This is a genomic window from Acinetobacter sp. ANC_7503, from assembly GCF_056780035.1.
The window spans coordinates 666,857-687,269 of the sequence record NZ_JBWYJA010000001.1 but is presented as its reverse complement, the minus strand read 5'-3'; the positions used below and the strand labels follow the sequence as shown (position 1 = coordinate 687,269).

Annotated in this window: 17 protein-coding genes; 9 read left to right on the top strand and 8 right to left on the bottom strand. The window is 38.7% G+C overall.

Annotated features, from left to right (window positions below):
- Nucleotide 1: 1 nt before the first annotated feature.
- Together AC1M9M_RS03415 and AC1M9M_RS03410 are read right to left on the bottom strand one after the other, a co-directional pair.
- Nucleotides 2–952, bottom strand: coding sequence for an ABC transporter substrate-binding protein (locus tag AC1M9M_RS03415; RefSeq protein WP_481595611.1), 951 nt, complete (start codon nt 950–952; stop codon nt 2–4).
- A gap of 37 nt (nt 953–989) precedes the next feature.
- Nucleotides 990–1,799 (bottom strand): siderophore-interacting protein, encoded by an 810-nt coding sequence (locus AC1M9M_RS03410; protein ID WP_481588514.1) that lies wholly within the window; start codon nt 1,797–1,799, stop codon nt 990–992.
- A 232-nt stretch (nt 1,800–2,031) separates the two neighbouring features.
- Between AC1M9M_RS03410 and AC1M9M_RS03405 the strand changes: the two genes are divergently transcribed.
- Nucleotides 2,032–3,354 (top strand): condensation domain-containing protein, encoded by a 1,323-nt coding sequence (locus tag AC1M9M_RS03405; RefSeq protein WP_481595610.1) that lies wholly within the window; start codon nt 2,032–2,034, stop codon nt 3,352–3,354.
- 37 nt (nt 3,355–3,391) lie between these two features.
- Here AC1M9M_RS03405 and AC1M9M_RS03400 read toward each other — a convergent pair whose 3' ends face one another.
- Complete coding sequence (locus tag AC1M9M_RS03400) at nt 3,392–4,162, bottom strand: SDR family oxidoreductase (protein ID WP_481595609.1); 771 nt, start codon at nt 4,160–4,162, stop codon at nt 3,392–3,394.
- 160 nt (nt 4,163–4,322) lie between these two features.
- Here AC1M9M_RS03400 and AC1M9M_RS03395 point away from each other — a divergent pair, with 160 nt between their 5' ends.
- From AC1M9M_RS03395 to epmA, 7 genes are all read left to right on the top strand, one after another.
- Entirely contained in the window at nt 4,323–5,552 is a 1,230-nt protein-coding gene (locus tag AC1M9M_RS03395) for an isochorismate synthase (protein ID WP_481588511.1), read from the top strand.
- 1 nt (nt 5,553) lies between these two features.
- On the top strand, nt 5,554–7,218 hold the full coding sequence (locus AC1M9M_RS03390) for a (2,3-dihydroxybenzoyl)adenylate synthase (protein WP_481595608.1): 1,665 nt from the start codon (nt 5,554–5,556) through the stop codon (nt 7,216–7,218).
- Nucleotides 7,219–7,233: 15 nt separating this feature from the next.
- Nucleotides 7,234–7,878, top strand: a complete 645-nt coding sequence (locus AC1M9M_RS03385; protein WP_481595607.1) for an isochorismatase family protein — start codon at nt 7,234–7,236, stop codon at nt 7,876–7,878.
- A 2-nt stretch (nt 7,879–7,880) separates the two neighbouring features.
- Nucleotides 7,881–8,114: a phosphopantetheine-binding protein gene (locus tag AC1M9M_RS03380; protein ID WP_092765993.1), complete on the top strand. Its 234-nt coding sequence runs from the start codon at nt 7,881–7,883 to the stop codon at nt 8,112–8,114.
- Nucleotides 8,115–8,233: 119 nt separating this feature from the next.
- Nucleotides 8,234–9,400 carry a type III PLP-dependent enzyme gene (locus tag AC1M9M_RS03375; RefSeq protein ID WP_481591300.1) on the top strand — a complete coding sequence of 389 codons (1,167 nt, stop codon included), beginning with the start codon at nt 8,234–8,236 and terminating at the stop codon, nt 9,398–9,400.
- Between the two features lie 110 nt (nt 9,401–9,510).
- Nucleotides 9,511–10,578, top strand: coding sequence for a 4-phosphoerythronate dehydrogenase (locus AC1M9M_RS03370; protein WP_481595606.1), 1,068 nt, complete (start codon nt 9,511–9,513; stop codon nt 10,576–10,578).
- On the top strand, nt 10,575–11,555 hold the full coding sequence (gene epmA, locus AC1M9M_RS03365; protein WP_481595605.1) for an EF-P lysine aminoacylase EpmA: 981 nt from the start codon (nt 10,575–10,577) through the stop codon (nt 11,553–11,555). Before AC1M9M_RS03370 ends, epmA begins: the two co-directional genes overlap by 4 nt.
- 13 nt (nt 11,556–11,568) lie before the next feature.
- On the opposite strand, the gene AC1M9M_RS03360 is transcribed toward epmA, so the two are convergent.
- Nucleotides 11,569–12,024: a GNAT family N-acetyltransferase gene (locus tag AC1M9M_RS03360; protein ID WP_481595604.1), complete on the bottom strand. Its 456-nt coding sequence runs from the start codon at nt 12,022–12,024 to the stop codon at nt 11,569–11,571.
- Nucleotides 12,025–12,190: 166 nt separating this feature from the next.
- On the opposite strand from AC1M9M_RS03360, the gene AC1M9M_RS03355 reads away from it, so the two are divergent.
- Complete coding sequence (locus tag AC1M9M_RS03355) at nt 12,191–12,817, top strand: LysE family translocator (RefSeq protein WP_481595603.1); 627 nt, start codon at nt 12,191–12,193, stop codon at nt 12,815–12,817.
- A 35-nt stretch (nt 12,818–12,852) separates the two neighbouring features.
- Here AC1M9M_RS03355 and AC1M9M_RS03350 read toward each other — a convergent pair whose 3' ends face one another.
- The 4 genes from AC1M9M_RS03350 to AC1M9M_RS03335 form a co-directional block, all read right to left on the bottom strand.
- On the bottom strand, nt 12,853–14,091 hold the full coding sequence (locus tag AC1M9M_RS03350; RefSeq protein WP_481595602.1) for a multifunctional CCA addition/repair protein: 1,239 nt from the start codon (nt 14,089–14,091) through the stop codon (nt 12,853–12,855).
- A gap of 79 nt (nt 14,092–14,170) precedes the next feature.
- A complete protein-coding gene (locus AC1M9M_RS03345) occupies nt 14,171–16,450 on the bottom strand; it encodes an NADP-dependent malic enzyme (protein ID WP_035266506.1) in 2,280 nt (759 codons plus the stop codon).
- Nucleotides 16,451–16,583: 133 nt separating this feature from the next.
- Complete coding sequence (locus AC1M9M_RS03340; RefSeq protein WP_481591307.1) at nt 16,584–19,448, bottom strand: EAL domain-containing protein; 2,865 nt, start codon at nt 19,446–19,448, stop codon at nt 16,584–16,586.
- A gap of 169 nt (nt 19,449–19,617) precedes the next feature.
- Nucleotides 19,618–20,328 carry a 16S rRNA (uracil(1498)-N(3))-methyltransferase gene (locus AC1M9M_RS03335; protein WP_481591308.1) on the bottom strand — a complete coding sequence of 237 codons (711 nt, stop codon included), beginning with the start codon at nt 20,326–20,328 and terminating at the stop codon, nt 19,618–19,620.
- Nucleotides 20,329–20,413: the final 85 nt, after the last annotated feature.

Below are 20,413 nucleotides of genomic sequence, written 5' to 3'. Positions count from 1 at the left end.
GTTAATTATGGAGATGCTTCAATACATCATCAATGGCATGACGAGCAGCATGTGGTCCACCTATGCCAGTCCACATAGATGCATCAACCACGAAATAATGCTTGTTTTTTGCAGCATTAAGACGTTGGAATTCTGGTAATTTTTCTAGTTCGGCCAGCTGCTTATCTGCGTTTAGATGGCTGCCAATGATGAGCCAGTCTGCATTAATTTGATCAAAACGTTCACGACTGATTGGAGGCGTATGGCTTGCACCTGGTTGTTGCTGATGTTGAGGTCGTGTTAAGCCAATATCTTTTAAAACTTGGCTCGCAAATGAATCATTTAACATATACACAGGTCCATTGGCTGTCCAACGAATGACACTGACTGATTGACCTTGTTGAGCATGTAATTTCTGTTGAGCTTCTTGCGCATATTGATCGTACGCTTCTAGAGCTTTTTGGGCTTGTTGTTCTTTGTTTAATAAATGAGCTACCTTTTTGAAACTGTCTTTCCATGGCTCGCCGCGTGCAAAACTGACTGCAGTGGGTGCAATTTGCTGCAATTGATTAATCATTTGTGTATCAATCATGCTTCCAGCAATAATTAAGTCAGGTTGTAACGTAAGAATTTGTTCCATGCTCGGTTGTCCAAAGTTACCGACGGAGGCGATTTGTTGTGTTTCATTTTTGAGGTAATCTGGAAAATTACTTTGACCTCGAACATAACTACTGCCTATAGGTTTTATTCCAAGCGCAATAGCACTATCCAAATCAAGTTCACTTAAAACCACAACACGTTGTGGCTGTACAGGAATTGTGACTTGACGACCTAAAGCATCTTCAATTTGTCGTGTCGTATTTATTTGAGATTCAACCGTCGCTTTACTGTCTCGTGAAGAAGGTTCATTCGACTGAGAACATGCTGTGAAGAGAGTGATAGCACTCAATATAATTGCAATTTTATATTTCATATCTTTCTACATATTTCATTAAAATAATTCTATTCACTTATTCAACGGCATCCATCACTTGATGGCGTTCCTCATGATAAGCCTCTTCGTTGTGACCTTGCTTCCAATAAGGCACAGCATATAAATTGCTTTTGGGTAGCTGAAAGTTTTGTCTCAGTATTTTACGAAGTTCAACCACCGTTGAATTTTCACCCGCCAGTGATACTGAAATATCTTTATTTTTCCAGTCTAAGTTTTGCAAAGAATGACGGATGTTATTATTCAATTCATGAGGGCCTTTGCACCAATGAAGCTTAATGTGTTCAGGTTTATTCAGATGTATTTGGTCTGAATCATCTTCGATTTCGATCCAAACTTCACCATGAGCGTCTTTTGGTAATTGTTCAAGCGAGGCAGCGATCATCGGGATTGCTGAAAGATCTCCAACAAAAATCCAATATTCTGCATCGATTTTAAAACGTGCTGGTCCTCCTGGACCGGCTAGACCTAACAGATCACCTGGACTCGCATGCTTTGCCCAATCAGCCGCTATACCAAAATCTTCATGTCTTACAAAATCGATGACTAAAAGTTGCTGTTCTTCATCGAAATCTCGAACAGTATATGTCCGCGTAATTGGTTTCTTTCCATTTGGCCACGTAATTTTGCCTAAAGAATTTCGAAACGGGAGGTCAGGTGCTTGTTGATCAGGGTTAGGAAAAAACAATTTGATGTGCGCACCACCATCACATTTTGCATAACCTGTGAAATCTTCACTTTTAAACTTAATACGCTGTAAATGAGTGGAAATTTGTTCTGTTGAATGGACAGAAATATGTCGAGCTAGAGGAGGAGATTGTGTCGTCATTATTTAATCTTCTGTACTTATCAATGGAGTGAAGATCGTCGATACAGTAATACGTGCGTCAGTCGACAGATTTGAATGGTTATTAATCTAAATCAAACAAATTAAATTTGCAAATGATAATCATTATATTTAATAATCTTTTTGTGCCAAAGTGTAATCACAAAATATGAAGGTTAGGATATTTTGTAAAGCTTTGATTTTATAATGAAAATTAAATATATGCGGTTGTCTTATGCAAATCAATGAATCCCATGATCTATTAACTCGTGCACAACACAGTATGTGGAAAGGACATCATTATCATGGCAGTTATCCTTTTCATACGGCGGAGTGGTTGGTGATTGAGGGACCATTAGATCGAGAGCTTTTTCAAAAAGCAGTTTATCTCACATTAAAGGAAGCTAAATCGCTTCATTGGCGAGCTTTAGTTCAGGGCGAACACGTCTATCGAGTAGATGATGTCACGATACGGAAACCTAGCTTCGTTGATTTATCTCAGCTTGATGAGGAGGAAATTTTAGCGTGGGCTGAAAAAGAAGTAGAACCAGCATTTAATTTAGAATCGGGTCATTTATATGACTATGTGTTTGCACACTTAGGTGAGCAAAAGTATGGATTATTTTTTAAAGCGCATCACGTTGCATTAGATGGCTACGCTTACGGACTGATGATTAGCCGATTTATTGATTATTATCAATCTCTCAAAAATGGTACTGAATTAAAAATTAAAGGGTTCGATCATTATGAAAAGTTTATTGCAGAAGAACAGCACTACCTTCACTCTGAAAAAGCTAAAAAAGATTTGGACTTTTGGAAGGCTAATTTTTCGTATGAGAAAGCCCCTAAGAAACGACTTAAACGAAAATTAAAAGAACCATTTTCACAAGGGCCACGTTATGAAGAGGTAATTGATTGGCCTACACAGCTACAATTAAATGCATTAGCAACTGAATTAAAATTGCCCAGTGCTCTTATTGTCATGGCAGTGATGATGAGTTATTTAATAAAACAGTCTAAAGATCCTCAACAATGCTTTGGGGTACCTTTTATGTCTCGGTTGGGTACTTCATCTATGCGTATTCCTTGCTTAGTCATGAATATCCTGCCATTAAGGTTGGGCATTACTGGACAAGAAAACTTAAAAGAAATCATTTTATTATTAACGAAAAGGTTTGCCGAAATTCGACCGCATCAGCAAAGCTATTTTGAGCAAATGCGATTTGTATTAGAAGATTTTGATCCCTATGAAAATATCTTGTTTGGACCTATTGTGAATTGGATTCCTTATCCTTTACCTGAACATTTCGAAGGGTGTAAGTTAACAAAAACAACCATATCCGCTGGCCCAATTGAAGACTTTGATACCGCGATTACCAATAAGTTTGTTAATGGTATTGAGCGTTTGTATCTCGCTGTTGACGGCCATAAAGAACTTTATGATGTGCCAAGTCTCAAAGCTTATTGGTATGATTTTATGGGGATGATGAAAACTTGGTTAGCTCAACCAGAACTTGTTTTTGAACAACTTCAAATTCATAAACCACTGCCAGAATAGTCTGGCAGTTTATCCTTTGAATGAGGCAATAGGGCTGTTACACGCCTAGAGTTGCTCCACCATCAACCACTAATTCGTGCATTGTGATTTGGCGTGCTTGCTCTGAAAGTAAAAACATCACGGCATTGGCAATATCTTCAGCCTCAGCAATCTTTTGCAATGGAATACCATTTCGGAATTGTTCTAGATTTCCGTTGACAATGCCTGCTGGAGGGCGATCCTCAGTCCATAGTTGTTTTTGCATTTGTGTAAGGGTTGAGCCAGGTAAAACTAAGTTACAGCGAATATTGTGAGGCGCGAGTTCCAACGCAAGATTTTTAAAATAGTGACTCACTGTAGCTTTGGTCGTTGCATACAAACCCATATTCATTCTTGGAATGAGGGCTGCATTTGAACTGATGCTCACAATCGCACCTTCTCTTTGCGGAATCATTTGGTGAGCGACCCAACGACTAAGTTCGGCAGGGCCAATGAAATTTATCGACAAATTTTCATGCCATTGTTCAACAGATGTATTTAATAAAGATCCCATTTCTAAGACTCCTACAGCATTCACTAAACCCGTGATCGTGCCTTTAAAAAGTATAGAATTTTCAATGTGCTGAATAATCTCATTGGTCTTACGAATGTCACAGCTGATGTGGTCTAGATGGTTGAGTGATGCTTCAGGAATTAATTTAAAAAGTTCCCATTGATTGATGTCATCGATCCGATCAATTGCAATGACTTGATGATCCTTCTGCAATAGTTGACGACAAATTTCAGCGCCAATTCCTCTGGCTGCACCCGTCACGATATATAAACCCATTTAAGTATCCTTTAATTTTATTAACAAATTGAAACGATAATCATTTTCAATTGGGAATAATAATTATTATATTGGTTGCGTTCAACTCCTAGAGGTTGTCCTTTTGTGAATGTTGAAAGTTTGATGCACGCAGTGCGAACAGATAATCGTGAGAACAAATATGTTGCCAATAGAACCGTCAGTTTTTCAAAATATGATAGGTATAAAAAAGGAAGAGTTAATTGAGGAAGATCAACCTGGCTTCGTGTTCGCAACGCCAACGGGGACCATTTCAAGTAAAAAGTTAATTGAACATATCGAATTTGATCGAGCTTCTCATTTAAATTTTAATCAGCAGCAAGCACAGTGGCTCGAACAAGCAAAATCTACACTACAAAAAAAAATCGAATTAACAGCGAATAAAGATCTTATTTTGGTCGGGAGCTTGCCTTTTGATCATCGAGATTTACCAGAAATCTCGATTGCGGAAGCAAAAAACACATTTGTAAATGAGCGCATTGATCATTCGGCTCAGTCTTTTCTTGATGATCAAGTGCAAGCGACTCTCATCCCAGCACAAGAGGAATACATTGCTGGAGTCGTCAAATTGGTTGAATTGATGAGGTCATCACCGCTAGAAAAAGCAGTGTTGGCTCGGGCAATTGATCTTAAAACCCAACACAAAATTAATATTATTGATTTATTTTACCAGTTGTTGGCCTCTAATCCTGATGGCTACACATTTGCATTGGCCCAAAACCCAAAACAATCTGGTTGGTTTATGGGGGCAAGTCCAGAACTTCTCGTTGCGAAGCAAAATGAATATTTGTTTAGCCATCCAGTTGCAGGAACATTAGCACGTCATTCAGATCCAACACTGGATCAACAACAAGCTGAAAAATTGCTTGCTTCGCAAAAAGATCAGCATGAACACGCCGTGGTCATCGAAGCCATTGCAGATCAACTCTCTCCCTTGTGCAAAACGCTCAATATCCCAAAATCACCTTCACTGATTAAAACAGAGGCGGTTTGGCACTTGGCGACCAAAATTCAGGGAACGTTGAAAGATCCAGAGCAACATATCTTTGATGTGGTCTCAATTTTACATCCAACGCCAGCAGTCTGTGGACAACCAGCCCCTATGGCTCGCCAGTTGATTTCGGAACTAGAGCCTTTTAACCGTAACCTATTCGCAGGAACTATGGGGTGGTGTGATGCCCGAGGGAATGGTGCTTGGGCAGTGAATGTACGTTGTGGGCGTATCTTTGACCATTATGCGCGTCTTTATGCGGGTGCAGGAATTGTTGAAGCTTCACAGCCGAACAGTGAACTGTCAGAAACCATCGTGAAATTTAAAACGATGTTAAATGCATTGGGTTTAGATTCTCAGCACTTAAATCATGGGGAATAAAATGAATGCAAATGTAAATGACGAGTCTTTGCTCTGGGATGGCATCGTGCCATACCCAGAAGATTTCGTAGAACGGTACATTCAAAAGGGATATTGGAAAGGTCAAACCATTTCTGAATTTTTTCAAGAATCAGCCCAGAAATTTGCCAATCAGGTGGCATTGATTTGTGGTGATCGCCAGTATTCTTATCAAGAGCTGAATCAAAATATTGAACAATTTGCAGTCTTCTTGACTAAACAAGGCTATGGGCTGGCAGATGCTGTTGTGATTCAAATGCCAAATATAGCAGAGTTTTTTATTGCTTATTTTGCAGCTTTGCGGATAGGGATGCGACCAGTGATGAGTTTACCAGCACACCGTCATGCCGAAGTAAGTCATTTTATTCAGCAAACAGATGCCAAATTGTATATCTGTGCAGATAAGCATCTAGGCTTTGATTACAGATCCTTAGCGCAAGAGTGCCAGCGCAGATGTCCGACTTTACAGCAAGTGATTGTCGTTGGTGATGCAGGCGATTTTGATCCTTGGCCGAATCTTGCATCGTTTAAAAATCATATGGTTTCAAAGCCCAAATTAACGGCTCGCCATGTGGCTTTTTTTCAACTTTCAGGGGGCAGTACTGGCACACCGAAACTTATACCACGAACACATGATGACTATTTGTATAGTGTTCGTGCCAGTGCAGATATTTGTGAACTTGATACAGAAAGCCGTATGCTTATGGTGCTTCCTGTAGCACATAATTTCAGTATGAGTTCGGCTGGTTCATTGGGGCTATTTTATGCAGGTGGAACACTTATTTTAGCGAAAGATCCTTCTCCCCAAACTGTATTTCCACTCATTGAATCGCACAATATCACGCATGTTGCTCTTGTCCCTGCATTAGCAGCAACATGGGCTGAAGCTGTTCAAAATGGCGGAACAAATATTTTTAAAAAATTAACGGCCTTACAGGTCGGTGGAGCAAGGTTGCCAGATGCTTTAGCTGAAAAGTTGATTGATCAATACCAATGCCGATTACAACAAGTATTTGGTATGGCAGAAGGCTTGGTGAATTACACGCGTTACGATGATCCGAAAGAAGTCATTATAGGTACCCAAGGTTCCCGTATAAGTCCAGATGATGAAATAAAAATCGTCGATGAGGAGGATCACGAGCTGCCATTGGGTGAGGTGGGGCATCTTTTAACTCGCGGCCCTTATACCATTAGAGGTTATTATCGGGCTTCAGAACATAATCGAAGTGCTTTTACCTTAGATGGATTTTATCGCACTGGTGATTTAGTACGATTAACGCCAGAAGGCAATATTATTGTTGAAGGACGAAGTAAGGAACAAATTAATCGTGGCGGTGAAAAAATCGCGACGGAAGAAGTCGAACAGGTTTTAAATCAACACCAACAAATCATCTTGTCCGCCTTGGTTGCACAACCAGATCCAAAGTTAGGAGAAAAAAGTTGTGCATTTATTCAATGGCGACCTAACGATCAAGATGCATCAGAAACAAGGCTGAAACTGCAAATTAGACAATTCGTTCAAGCATACGGTCTGGCGACCTATAAGATCCCAGATCGCATCGAATTTATTGAAGAAATGCCTTATACGGCATTGGGCAAAATCGACAAGAAACAACTCAGAAAACGCCTCACCGAAGACACGATTTAACTAAGGAAATAAAATATGTCAATCCCACGTATTGCAAGTTATCCCATGCCATCTGCTCAAGATTTTCCAGTTAACAAAGTTGATTGGACTTTAGATGCGTCACGGTCGGTTTTATTGGTACATGATGTTCAGCAATATTTTTTAGATTTTTACGATCAGACCCAAGCGCCCATTCCCACATTAATCCGAAATTGTAAAGCCCTTATTGATCAGGCACATGCACTAGGAATTCCAGTCTATTACACCGCACAACCTGGAGATCAGACGCAAGAACATCGTCAACTATTAACGGATTTTTGGGGTAAAGGTTTGTCAGCTGATCCAGCATTGACCAAAATTATTGATCCGCTTCAACCAAAAAATGAAGACACCGTGCTGACAAAATGGCGCTATAGCGCATTTAAAAAAAGTGATTTTGAGCAGCAAATCAAACAAGCCAATCGCGATCAATTAGTGATTTGTGGAGTATATGCCCATATTGGTTGCTTATTAACAGCTGCCGAAGCATTTATGTTGGATATTCAAGCATTTATGGTGGGTGATGCCTTGGCGGATTTTAGCCGAGAAGAACATGATCTTGCACTAAAGTATGCGACTGGGCGCTGTGCAAAAGTCATAGATACTCAGACTGTGATTAACGCCTTAGGTCAGGGGCAATGATCATGAATGAATTAAGCATGCTTGAGTTAAAAAATATGGTCGCTCATCAATTGAATTTACCTGTAGATGAAATTCAGCAGGAGGATAATTTATTTATGTTAGGACTTGATTCAGTAAGTCTTATGACGCTGGTTGGATTGCTACGTGAAAAAGGCTTTCAAATTGAATTTCAAGATCTGGTGGAGGAGCCAACGTTGAATGAATGGAGTGATCGTCTTAAATTGGATAGAGATTAATGTAAGACTAATGTGCATACCTTGAAAATCAACACATGCACAATCAACGGCCCTAGCCAAAACACTTATAGCCAAAGGTCATTTTCGTTAAATTATTCGCTAACGTGAGTGGATCTTACATGCAATTAGAAAAATACTATTCTGATCAACAATGGAAAAAAATCCAAAATTTTGCCGAAACAAAGCAAAGCCCTTTTTTAGTTGTTGATTTAGATCAAGTGCAAACTCAATTTATTGAGTTGCAAAATAGCTTTCCAAAAGCCCATATTTATTATGCAGTGAAAGCAAATCCAGGTCGTGAAATTATTCATAAACTTGATCAACTTGGCTCATGTTTTGATGTTGCATCAATTTATGAGTTAGACAAAGCGCTTGAATGTGGAATTCATCCAGATCGTATTTCATACGGTAATACTATTAAAAAAGCTTCAGACGTTGAATACGCTTACCAAAAAGGAATCCGTTTATTTGTCACTGATGCTGAAGCAGATCTCGCCCAAATAGCCGAATTCGCACCGAACTCTAAAGTCTTTGTCAGGGCAATGGTAGAGTCAGGAGGTACAGCAGATTGGCCACTATCACGTAAATTTGGATGCCATCCAGATATGGCGGTTGATTTAATGGTGAAAGCTAGACAATTGGGTTTAATACCCTTTGGCGTGTCATTCCATGTCGGTAGTCAGCAACGTGATGTCACTGTATGGCGTTCAGCTTTAACGATAGTGAAGCAAATATTTAATACTTTGAAAGACCAATACGGTATCAGTTTACAATTAATCAATTTGGGTGGTGGTTTCCCAGCACATTACTTAGCTGATGTTGACAGTATCCAAAGTTATGCGCACGAGATTCAACGCTATCTTGATGAACACTTTGATGATCAGGTGATATTATTTTTGGAGCCAGGCAGATCGTTGGTGGGTAATGCTGGTGTGATTGTTTCAGAGATTGTTCTTATCGCCAATAAATCAGCACATGATGATAAACGATGGGTCTACACGGATGTGGGCGTCTTTAATGGACTAATTGAAACTTTAGGTGAGATGATCAAATATCCTATATACACACCTAAAATGCATTCAGCACCTGAGCATTCAAGTGTTGTGCTTGCAGGCCCGACCTGTGATTCAACTGATATCATGTATGAAAAAGTGCCTTATCAGTTACCTAAAAACTTGAGCATTGGAGATCGACTCTATTGGTTAAGTACTGGAGCTTATACAACCTCTTATGCTTCGGTCGAATTTAATGGTTATCCACCTTTAAAAACGTTCTATTTAGATTGATTTAAGGAATGGTGCTATGTGGTTGGTAGTCAGTCGCTCAAGCTGCGAGCCACATAGCCTAACCCTCCCAGAAGCGTTATCATAATGCTAAAATCTTGATGGGTAGGCTCATGAAAATCGTTGCAGATGAAAATCTCGCATTCACAGATTATTTCTTTTCAGAATTTGGCGATATTGATAATAAAGCTGGTCGTACCTTAAAGCATGAAGATGTGGTCGATGCTGAAGCCTTATTAGTACGTTCTGTGACGAAAGTGAATTCTGCGCTCATTCAAAATACTGCATTAACCTTTGTGGGTAGTGCAACGATCGGCACAGATCATTTGGACATTCCAGCAATTGAACAACAAAATATTCATTGGTCAAATGCTGCAGGATGTAATGCCCAAGCTGTTTCTGAATATGTTATTACTGCGTTATTAGCTCTAAATCCTCATCTTCTAGATGCTGAACAAGATTTCACTTTAGCCATTATTGGGCTGGGTAATGTCGGTTCACGACTCGCACATATGGCGAAACTATTGGGATGGAGCGTCATCGGGGTTGATCCTTTTGTACAAAGAGAAAATATTCAGCAAGTCACTTTAGATGAAGTTTTTTCAAAAGCAGATGCAATTTCTATCCATGTGCCATTAACCACTTCAGGGATGCATGAAACCCGACATATGTTTAATGCTGAGACCTTAAAAAAGCTTAAACCATCTACAATTTTAATTAATTCTGCCCGTGGGCCAGTCATTGAAGAACAAGCTTTGATTGCAGATATTCGAGCAACAGGTCGTAAAGTTGTACTAGATGTCTTTGAGCATGAACCAGTCATTACGGAAGAGTTACTGGATCTTGTGCAATTGGTGACACCTCATATTGCGGGGTATAGTCTTGAGGGTAAAGCGCGTGGTACCCAGATGATTTATGATGCTTTCTGTCAGCATTTCGGTCATCAACCTTCAAAACAGTTCGAAACCCAATTGCCTACATGTGAACAATATTTTAACAATAGTGATCTCAAGCACACGCTGAAAACTCAATTAAACCATATCTACGATATCTTTAGAGATGATCAGAACTTAAGAGCATGCCTCAAAGATGGGAAAGTAGATCAAGCCTCATTTGATCAATTACGCAAAACATATCCATTACGTCGTGAATGGGCTGCTCATGGAGGGCCTCAGGCATGACTGACTCTCTGAGCTATCTACCAACTTGCGATTTTGCTGCCATGAAAGCCAGAGCGAGGATGTATCAACAGATTCGCCAATTTTTTTTAGAACGTGATGTTTTGGAAGTGGAAACTCCAATTTTGTCTCATGCTGGAGTAACCGATGTCCACTTGGCGTCAGTTGAGGCAAGTCGTCATGTGCATGGTCATTTGAAAAAGCACTATCTTCAAACTTCACCAGAATTTGCCATGAAACGCCTGTTGGCAGCAGGAGTAGGGCCAATTTATCAAATCTGTAAAGTTTTTCGTGATGATGAACATGGCCGTAAACATAACAGTGAATTTACCATGCTTGAGTGGTATAGACCTGATTTTAGTCTCAAAGACTTAATGTTTGAAGTTACAGATTTACTCAATGTCACTTTGGCACATCGTTTTGGCGAAGTGCGACCTACGATTTTAAGTTATAAACATGCATTTATAGATCGCTTAGATCTCAACCCACTTAAATCCACATTAAAGGAATTAAAGGATTGTTGTAATCGTGTTGGGTTAAATCTAGATCTGGGTGATGATCGTCTAGGTTATATCGACTTGTTATTTTCGCATATGGTGGAACCGAGCTTAGGTTTTGATACGCCTGTATTTTTAACAGATTTTCCACCAGAACTTGCATCTCTTGCAAAAACTCGAGTTGATGAAGATGGGGAATTGGTTGCAGCACGTTTTGAGCTTTACATTGAGGGCTTAGAGTTAGCAAATGCTTATGATGAGTTGATTGATGCAGATGTATTGCGTTCCCGTTTTGAAGCTGATAATGCTGAACGCGAAAAATTAGGCTTAGATGTTATGCCAATAGATGAAAATCTCTTAGCCGCATTGCCTAAAATGCCAGAATGCTCAGGTATCGCATTAGGAATCGATCGTTTACTGATGGTGGCAACAGAGAAAATGAAATTAGAGCAAGTGATTACATTTCCTGCTGATCGCTCATAAGTTTTTTTTATCCTCAGAATAAAGGACGATCTTGAGGAGCTAATATTTTGACAAATGTCGTGCTATACGCTTTAAAACCGTGATTTAAATAAAACTGATGTGCAGGTAATCGTTCAGCACGATTACCACTACTGACCACAATTTTTTGAATACCTTGTTGACTGGCTATATGTTCAACGTGAGCCAACATTTTTTGACCAATCCCTTTATCGCGATGCGCCTGATCTACAATGAGTACTAGAATGCGAAAATACGGATCAGTACATTCCCATGATATTTCTTCAACAAAACCAATATATGCGACAACTTGTCCATGATCGATAAATACTAGGGTTGTATAACGCTCCTGAGCTTGCAACCTCATTAAACGTTCTTTCATAACTTCTGTTCGAGTTGGATAGCCAAGTTGGGTAGTCAATTCAGCGATCGCTGCAACATCATGGTTTAAATTTACAGGTTTAATCAGCATTGTCGTGGCTCTTGAAACATGGTTTATAAGTATGAATTGAAGTATGTTTAAATAATTTAATCTTTCATGTATTTTGTTTAGATAAATTTAATATTTTATCTTTTAATATTGGATTTAATTCATCTTTCCGATTTGAAGATTTAAAACAATAATCATAGGCGACTATATGTCTTTTTCTATATTTTTATCTTTTGTAATTTATACAATTGTGACATCCATAACACCGGGACCTAACAATTTGATGGTCGCAACCTCAGGAGTGAATTTTGGACTCCGTGCGACTTATGGACACATTTTAGGTGTAGCGATCGGTTTTGGGGTCATGGTGATTTTGGTTGGTTTAGGGATAGGTACATTACTGAGTCAAAATCAATTGGTTTACGAAATTCTAAAGTTGATCGGTATTGCTTATTTAATCTACTTAGCCATTAAGATTGCTCAATCAGGCTCAGTTGAATTAGATAAAACTCAAGCAAAACCCATTACTTTTTTGCAAGCTGCATTATTTCAATGGGTCAATCCAAAAGCTTGGATTATGGCAATGGGCGCGGTGACGACTTATTTAGCTGCAGGCAGTGAATTTTATTGGTATATCATTTTGGGTGTTGTGTTTGGGTTAGTCTGTATTCCATGTACGGGAGCTTGGGGAATACTCGGAGAAAAATTACAAACTTTGGTGCGTACACCACAGCATCTAAAAATTTTCAATTACAGTATGGCGCTACTATTAGTGGCTTCAATCATTAAACCAATGGTTGATTCTTTTAAATATTTTCAACAATCATTCTTTTAAAATACGATTACCTCCTGAGTCTCAGGAGGTAAATATTATGCGTTTACCAAGGATTGATGTTTTTCTCGGTGCGTTGCCAAAGCCTCGATTCTTTTTTGTATCAGCATTTCACCAATATCAGGGCCTTTGATCTCAGGCGGTAAATCAGATGCTTTAATTGAACGAACAATCTGTACCGCATCTAATACATATTTTGCTTGAGGATATTCACGGTCTTCGAGACCTAAGCGACCTTTGGCATCACATTCACATGCTTGTACAAAAGCCTCAACACGTTCAGGACGGCGTAATACATCTAAACGTTGTAATAGACGCCAAAGTGTTCCTGGTTTTAATGTAAACGCCTGATGGCATTTAAGATGTTCTTTGCACACCGCAATTGCCAATTGTTTGGTTTGGGTCGGAACTTTAAGACGTTCACATAAATCAGTCGCGGGCTGAACACCACGTTCCTCATGCATGATATGGCGAGGTAACTCATCTTTAGGCGTGAGTGCTTTACCCAGATCATGCACTAATACTGCGAAGCGTACATCCATCGAGTAGTCTGCTTTACAAGCTTGTTGTAATGACATCAAGGTATGAATACCACAGTCAATTTCAGGATGGTATTCAGGACGTTGTGGTACACCAAATAATGCTTCGATTTCTGGAAAGAGGATTTTGAGAGCATCACACTGACGAAGGACTTCGAAATAAATATCAGCATCACGTTCCATTAAAGCACGAGAAGTTTCTTTCCAAACACGTTCAGGTGTAAGTGCTTGCAATTCACCAGAATCAGCCAAATTTTTCATTAAGGCTATGGTTTCTTCAGCTACTTTAAAACCATACTGATGATAGCGAGCTGCAAAACGGGCAACACGCAATACTCGTAGTGGATCCTCTGCAAATGCATCAGAAACGTGACGTAAAATGCGTTGATTCAAATCTTGAAAACCATGATAAGGGTCGAACAACTCACCATCTTCATTCATGGCCATTGCATTTATGGTCAAATCACGACGAATTAAATCATCTTCAAGGGTTACCGAGGGATCGGTAAAAAATTCAAAGCCATGATAACCATGCCCAGATTTACGCTCAGTACGAGCGAGGGCGTATTCATCTTTAGTTTCGGGATGTAGAAATACAGGAAAATCTTTACCAACAGGTTGGAAACCTTGGTTTAAAAGTTGTTCTGGTGTTGCACCGACAACGACATAATCTTTTTCATGATAGGGGTGTCCGAGCAACTGATCTCGCACTGCGCCGCCTACTAAATAAACTTGCATAAAAAACCTCTATTCTTAACACCATCATGCATCAGAATAGAGGTTTTCTCAAGTCACAAAACGTGCCCTAAATGAAGGATTAGAGCGCGTTTTTTTCCTCTTCTTGAATTTCTGCAACAGTTAATGCAGTCATATTCACAACACGGCGCGTAGTTGCTGTCGGTGTTAAGATATGAACTGGCTTAGCCGCACCTAATAAGATTGGACCAATTGTTACATTATTTCCTGAAGTTGACTTCAACAGGTTGAATGAAATATTTGCAGCATCTAAATTCGGCATAATCAATAGATTCGCAGAACCTTTGAAGCGCGAGTTCGGGAATGCAAAGCTACGGATATTTTCATCAAGTGCTGCATCTGCATGCATTTCACCTTCAACTTCAAGTTCAGGTGCGATTTCAGAAAGGATTTCATACACTTTACGCATTTTTTGAGCGCTAGGATCAGTCTGATCAGAACCAAAACTTGAGTGCGACAACAATGCTACACGTGGAGTAATACCGAAACGACGGACTTCATCTGCTGCTAATATAGTCATTTCAGCAAGCTGTTCAGCCGTAGGGTTACGATTGATGTATGTATCTGCAATGAACAAGTTACGATCTTCGAGCATCAACGCATTTAAGGTAAAGAAAGTGTTATGACCTTCTTTTAAACCAATGACATTGCTCACGAAATCTAAATGAATATCGTAGCTAGAATACGTACCACATAGCATACCATCTGCTAAGCCGTGACGTACTAACATCGCTGCGATCAGGGTCGAACGACGACGTGATTCACGTTGTGCATACTCAGGTGTTACCCCTTTACGCATCATCAGATTATAGTAATCATCAGCAAACTTTTCGTAATCAGGATTTGTTTCTTGATCAACGATAGTGATATTCACACCATTTTCTAAACGTAAACCTAATTTCTTAATATTCGCTTCGATGACAGCAGTACGACCCACCAAGATCGGTTTTGCCAAGCCTTCGTCTACTGCAATTTGAACAGCACGAAGAACACGAAGATCTTCACCTTCCGCATAAGCAATACGTTTAGGATCAGTTTTCGCTTGAGCAAAAATTGGTTTCATCATAAATGCTGAGTTGTAAACGAACTCAGAAAGACGCTGATGATACACGGAGAAATCTTGGATTGGACGAGTCGCTACACCAGAATCCATCGCAGCTTTTGCAACAGCAGGCGCAATTTCAAGAATCAAGCGTTGATCTAGTGGGCGTGGAATTAGGTAATCACGTCCAAATGATGCAGATTTTTCACCATAAGATGCAGCATCAGCTTCTACATGTGCCATACGAGCAATTGCGTGTACGCATGCAATCTTCATTTCTTCGTTAATGGTTGTTGCACCTACATCAAGTGCACCACGGAAGATATATGGGAAGCAAAGCGCATTATTGACTTGGTTCGGATAGTCTGAACGACCCGTCGCCATGATGACATCATCACGAACTTCATGTGCATGTTCAGGCAGAATTTCAGGATCTGGGTTAGCAAGCGCGAAGATAATTGGATCCTTCGCCATGACTTTGACCATTTCTTTAGTCAAAATACCCGCAGCTGATAGACCAAGGAACATATCTGCACCAGCAATTACGTCGCCAAGCTGAGAACCTTCGATATCTTGAACATAGCGTTTTTTAGACTCGTCTAAACCTTCACGTTTTTTTGTTAAGAGTCCACGAGAGTCAGCAACAATGATATTTTCTTTTTTAGCACCAAGCGCACAAAGAAGATCTAGACATGATAGTGCTGCAGCACCTGCTCCAGAAGCGACGATCTTGATATCTTCAATTTTTTTGCCGTTCAATTGCAAAGCATTTAAAAGCGCTGAACCTACAATAATTGATGTTCCATGCTGATCATCATGAAAAACTGGGATATTCATACGCTCGCGAAGTTTCTGTTCAATATAGAAACATTCTGGAGCTTTAATGTCCTCGAGGTTAATACCGCCGAAAGTCGGTTCAAGAGCAGCAACAATATCTACGATTTTATCTGGATCGTTTTCTGCAATTTCGATATCGAAAACATCAACGCCTGCAAACTTTTTAAACAGGACGCCTTTACCTTCCATCACTGGTTTAGAGGCGAGGGGACCAATATTACCCAAACCGAGTACTGCAGTACCATTACTGACGACTGCGACTAAGTTACCACGTGCAGTATAAAGCGCTGCTTTAGAAGGGTCTTTTTCAATTTCCAAACATGGCACTGCAACACCTGGGGAATATGCTAATGCTAGATCATGTTGGTTGACGAGTTGCTTACTCGGAGTAACGCTGATTTTTCCTGGCGTTGGAAATTCGTGGTAATAGAGTGCTTGCTGTTTTAAAGATTGATCGTCCATCTGAATCCCAGTTATTACAATGTTCCAGCCTTGCTGGTTTTTTGGTTATATCGGTTCGAATATACCACTAGTTGCACATTGATCACAGTTAAAAGTCGAAATTTCATACATATTTAGGACTTTGGTCTAGCCTTTATTTAATTTTTGAGAATTGATATTCATTTTGCAGAAATTGAGTGCTATCAGCGCTATTTAATGGTCTCGAAAAATAATAACCTTGGAAATAATCACAACCTTGTTTTTTTAAATATTCAATTTGCTCGATATCCTCAACACCTTCAGCAACTAATTTCATCCCCATCGTTTTCCCCATTGAAATAATTGCATCGACAATAGCATTATTTTTACGAGTGCCAATCTTTGAAATAAAGGCGCGATCAATCTTGAGTGTATCAATAGGATAGTCGGCAAGATATGCAAGTGAAGAATAGCCTGTTCCAAAGTCATCTAAGGCAATTGAGAAATTTTTATCCTTAATTTGGTCTAACAAATCAAAAACATGAGATGATTTATCTAACAATGATGACTCGGTAAGTTCAAACTCTATAAACTCCGGTTTGAGTGAGTATTTAAGCACGGCTTGATCAATAAAATTGAGAAATTCCCCACGATGGATCTGTTGCGCCACGACATTAATAGAAATTTGTAACTTATCAAAACCTAATTCATGCCATATTTTAAGTTGCTTACATGTCTGGAAAATAACAAATTTTCCGATATCTGAGATCAGACTAGTCATTTCAGCAATCGGTATAAAACGATCTGGCATGATGATGCCGTACTTTGGATGATTCCAGCGGATTAACGCTTCAAAGCCGCTCACTTGCATCGTTTTACTTTCTATCTTAGGTTGATAGTAAATTTCTAAGTCCTGATTTTTTATAGCAAGTCGTAAATCTCTTTCGAGCTCAATATCACTGCCAAAAATGGATTCAGGCTTGTTGTCATAATAATAGGCTGTGCTGCCCCCTAGTTTTTTTGCTTCTGTTAAAGCGCTTTCCGCGTGACTATTTAAGCTACCAATTTGTCTACCATGATTGGGGTAAATTGCGATACCCAGTGAGACATGAATCATGTGTTCTTGCCCATCGATGATAAAGGGTATTTCAAAGGCCTCAAGGATCTGATCGACGACTTGTTGGATCGTGTAATGACTATGATTTAAGTTGTAAATCATAGCAAAGTCATCATTATTTAAATATGAAATCAGAACAGCTTTAGAACAGGTATATTTCAGTCTTCGGGAAACTTCTTTGAGAACTTCATCTCCAGTTTGATGATTAATAAACTCATTAAAATGTCTAAATCGATCAATGTTAAGACGAATAATAGAAAAATGGCTCAGAATTTTAGATTTACTAATTAGATACTGGTGTAACTGTAAATTAAAATAAACACGGTTAGGTAAATCTGTAAGTAGATCGTAATTCTCTAAGTAGGCCATTCTTTCAAGATTTTGTTTCCGTTCAGTCAAATCTGAAATGATGCCTACATAATTTAAAATTCTATTTTTATCATCACGAACTGCATTGATATGCAGCCACAAGGTTAATATCTTTCCTGAAATAAATTCTTCTGTGACCTCAGCATCATATTGTCCGGTGAGTAACACCGTTTGAGTTATATCGGCGTGATGTTGGCTGAGTTGGGATGTGGAAGATTTGGTAATATCAAAGATGTGTTTTGAGATAATATCCTGCGGTGGGATGTTGACCAATTCACTAAAATAAGGATTAACTTCTAAAAAACACAAGTTATTGTCTAAAACGAAAACTCCTTGGGCCACTTGATTAAATACATTCGAAGCTAATTTCAATTTTTCTTGTGCTTTTTTTTCACTTTCAATGTCTTGGAAAATACCCACCATTTTAAGAGGTTTATTATTTTCAGGATCACGTGTAATAACTCGACCAATATCTTTAATCCAAAACCACTGATCTTTTACTTTAGTTCTATAATGTGCTTCAAAACGTTCAGTATTTCCTCTTAAATGTTTACGGAGCTCTTTACGATAATTTTCTTGATCTTCTGGGTGAATAAACTCGTTAATTTGATCAGTTGCACTTTGGTAATGTAAAACCTGATTACCATATTTAATGCCTGAAATTTCAATGGTTCTTTTCTCAATATTCCATAGCCAAGATGAAATTCCAGCAGTTTCATGCGCAAAATCAAGGTTAGCTTGATGGTGCTGCAGTCGATCGTTGATCTTATTAATATCGTAGGTTCGTTCAATTACTTTTTGTTCGAGTAATTGATTATGCATTTGTAATTGGCTTTCAATTTCTTTGGATTTTTCAATCTCATTTTTTAGCTTTTCTTGGAGAAGTGATGACTCCATAAGATGTTTTCTAGATTCAGATAAATAGAATTTATTGTGACTATTTAATATTCCAAGACGGCGGTACATCTTATGGGTAAGGAGAGCGCAAATAAGTAATACACCAAACCAAATATTAAAGATTAAACTAAAAACATCAGGAGTATTATCTAAAAAAAGGAAATTGGAGAGGACTATGGCCGAAGCTGAAGGCAAAAAAACATAAAGGAAGTATCTTAACCGCTGTGATAAAAATACAATAGCAAAAGTATAAACAATAGATAACATTAACCCAGCTAAAGTCAACATATGTATATCTTTGACTTCTGGATTATGTTCGGGGATAAGCTGTAATACGGTATAAATACCAATAGCTAGACCAGCTCCAGTAATTAAGCAAACCAATTGTGCCCACATGTCTAAATTAAAAATACTAATTTGATTAGATTTTTTAAAAAAGAGGGTAAAGCAAAAACAGATTAAAAGAATGGCGGTAAATATAATGAGCCAAATGGTATAAGGTATTGAAAAGCTTTTGAAATAAAAGAAGTAAATAAGTTGATTATAGATGCAGGCAAAGAGCACCCACGCTAAAAAAAAATGCAAATTAGAAGTCGCACTTTTGATCTGGCTATCGAGTACAGAGTTGGAAACATGCTCTCCCTGAACTTCACTCATAACTGGCAATACCTTAATTTTCTTTCTACTTTATTTGTATTATTTTTGAGTACGAACTTAAAAAAATATAAATTTAGCGCGACAACTCTTTTCTCCTTAAAGTACTGTCTAATTGGAAGAAAATCAATTCTATTGTGAGTTAAATCACGGAATTTTGAGAAAATATTTATTAAAATTTGTAATTTAAGATCGATAAAGCAACCACTGGTGCAGTTTCTGTACGTAAAACACGTTCACCAATACACCAATTGATAAATCCATGCTGATTTGCAGATTGGATTTCAGCTTCACTTAATCCACCTTCTGGACCAATGAGTAGCGTTATATTTGAGGAGGCATCATTTAACACATCGACCTCATCTTTATTGGGGGCTAAGACTAATTTCGTTTCAGGGAGTGTGCTATTTAACCATTGTGCCAAAGGGAGTGGAGCTAATATTTTTGGAACAATATTCATTCCACACTGCTCGCAAGCTGCAATTGCTACACCTTGCCAATGATCAAGTTTTTTCTGATCACGGTCGTACTTTAAACGCATTTCGCAACGTTCAGAGGTGAGAAGTTGAATTTCAGATACGCCTAACTCAACCGCTTTTTGAATAGCATAATCCATGCGGTCACCTTTACTCATTACTTGACCAAGTAAGGCATTAAAGTTTGGTGTGCGATTGGCTGGGTTAAATTCTTGAACTAGAACCGAGGCTGTTTTTTTATTGGCTTCAGTTAATTCAACTTGATATTCGCCACCTTGACCATTAAACAAGGTCGCTTTTTCACCGACTTGTGCACGTAAAACTTTGACCCAATGATGAAATACAGTTTCAGTCAGTTCAACTGTTGTATTTACATTAAGTTCTGCTTCAATAAAAAAACGAGGCATGTGCATTACTCTAAAATCGGTAAAATAAAAACTTCTTTTATCTTCAGTCCTTACATCAAATAAATTGAACCTAAGCTGTCGATAA

Excerpts from the sequence above, each read along its gene's own strand:
- AC1M9M_RS03415 (WP_481595611.1), bottom strand. The coding sequence starts at position 952 with ATGAAATATAAAATTGCAATTATATTGAGTGCTATCACTCTCTTCACA.
- AC1M9M_RS03410 (WP_481588514.1), bottom strand. The coding sequence starts at position 1,799 with ATGACGACACAATCTCCTCCTCTAGCTCGACATATTTCTGTCCATTCA.
- AC1M9M_RS03405 (WP_481595610.1), top strand. The coding sequence starts at position 2,032 with ATGCAAATCAATGAATCCCATGATCTATTAACTCGTGCACAACACAGT.
- AC1M9M_RS03400 (WP_481595609.1), bottom strand. The coding sequence starts at position 4,162 with ATGGGTTTATATATCGTGACGGGTGCAGCCAGAGGAATTGGCGCTGAA.
- AC1M9M_RS03395 (WP_481588511.1), top strand. The coding sequence starts at position 4,323 with ATGTTGCCAATAGAACCGTCAGTTTTTCAAAATATGATAGGTATAAAA.
- AC1M9M_RS03390 (WP_481595608.1), top strand. The coding sequence starts at position 5,554 with ATGAATGCAAATGTAAATGACGAGTCTTTGCTCTGGGATGGCATCGTG.
- AC1M9M_RS03385 (WP_481595607.1), top strand. The coding sequence starts at position 7,234 with ATGTCAATCCCACGTATTGCAAGTTATCCCATGCCATCTGCTCAAGAT.
- AC1M9M_RS03380 (WP_092765993.1), top strand. The coding sequence starts at position 7,881 with ATGAATGAATTAAGCATGCTTGAGTTAAAAAATATGGTCGCTCATCAA.
- AC1M9M_RS03375 (WP_481591300.1), top strand. The coding sequence starts at position 8,234 with ATGCAATTAGAAAAATACTATTCTGATCAACAATGGAAAAAAATCCAA.
- AC1M9M_RS03370 (WP_481595606.1), top strand. The coding sequence starts at position 9,511 with ATGAAAATCGTTGCAGATGAAAATCTCGCATTCACAGATTATTTCTTT.
- epmA (WP_481595605.1), top strand. The coding sequence starts at position 10,575 with ATGACTGACTCTCTGAGCTATCTACCAACTTGCGATTTTGCTGCCATG.
- AC1M9M_RS03360 (WP_481595604.1), bottom strand. The coding sequence starts at position 12,024 with ATGCTGATTAAACCTGTAAATTTAAACCATGATGTTGCAGCGATCGCT.
- AC1M9M_RS03355 (WP_481595603.1), top strand. The coding sequence starts at position 12,191 with ATGTCTTTTTCTATATTTTTATCTTTTGTAATTTATACAATTGTGACA.
- AC1M9M_RS03350 (WP_481595602.1), bottom strand. The coding sequence starts at position 14,091 with ATGCAAGTTTATTTAGTAGGCGGCGCAGTGCGAGATCAGTTGCTCGGA.
- AC1M9M_RS03345 (WP_035266506.1), bottom strand. The coding sequence starts at position 16,450 with ATGGACGATCAATCTTTAAAACAGCAAGCACTCTATTACCACGAATTT.
- AC1M9M_RS03340 (WP_481591307.1), bottom strand. The coding sequence starts at position 19,448 with ATGAGTGAAGTTCAGGGAGAGCATGTTTCCAACTCTGTACTCGATAGC.
- AC1M9M_RS03335 (WP_481591308.1), bottom strand. The coding sequence starts at position 20,328 with ATGCCTCGTTTTTTTATTGAAGCAGAACTTAATGTAAATACAACAGTT.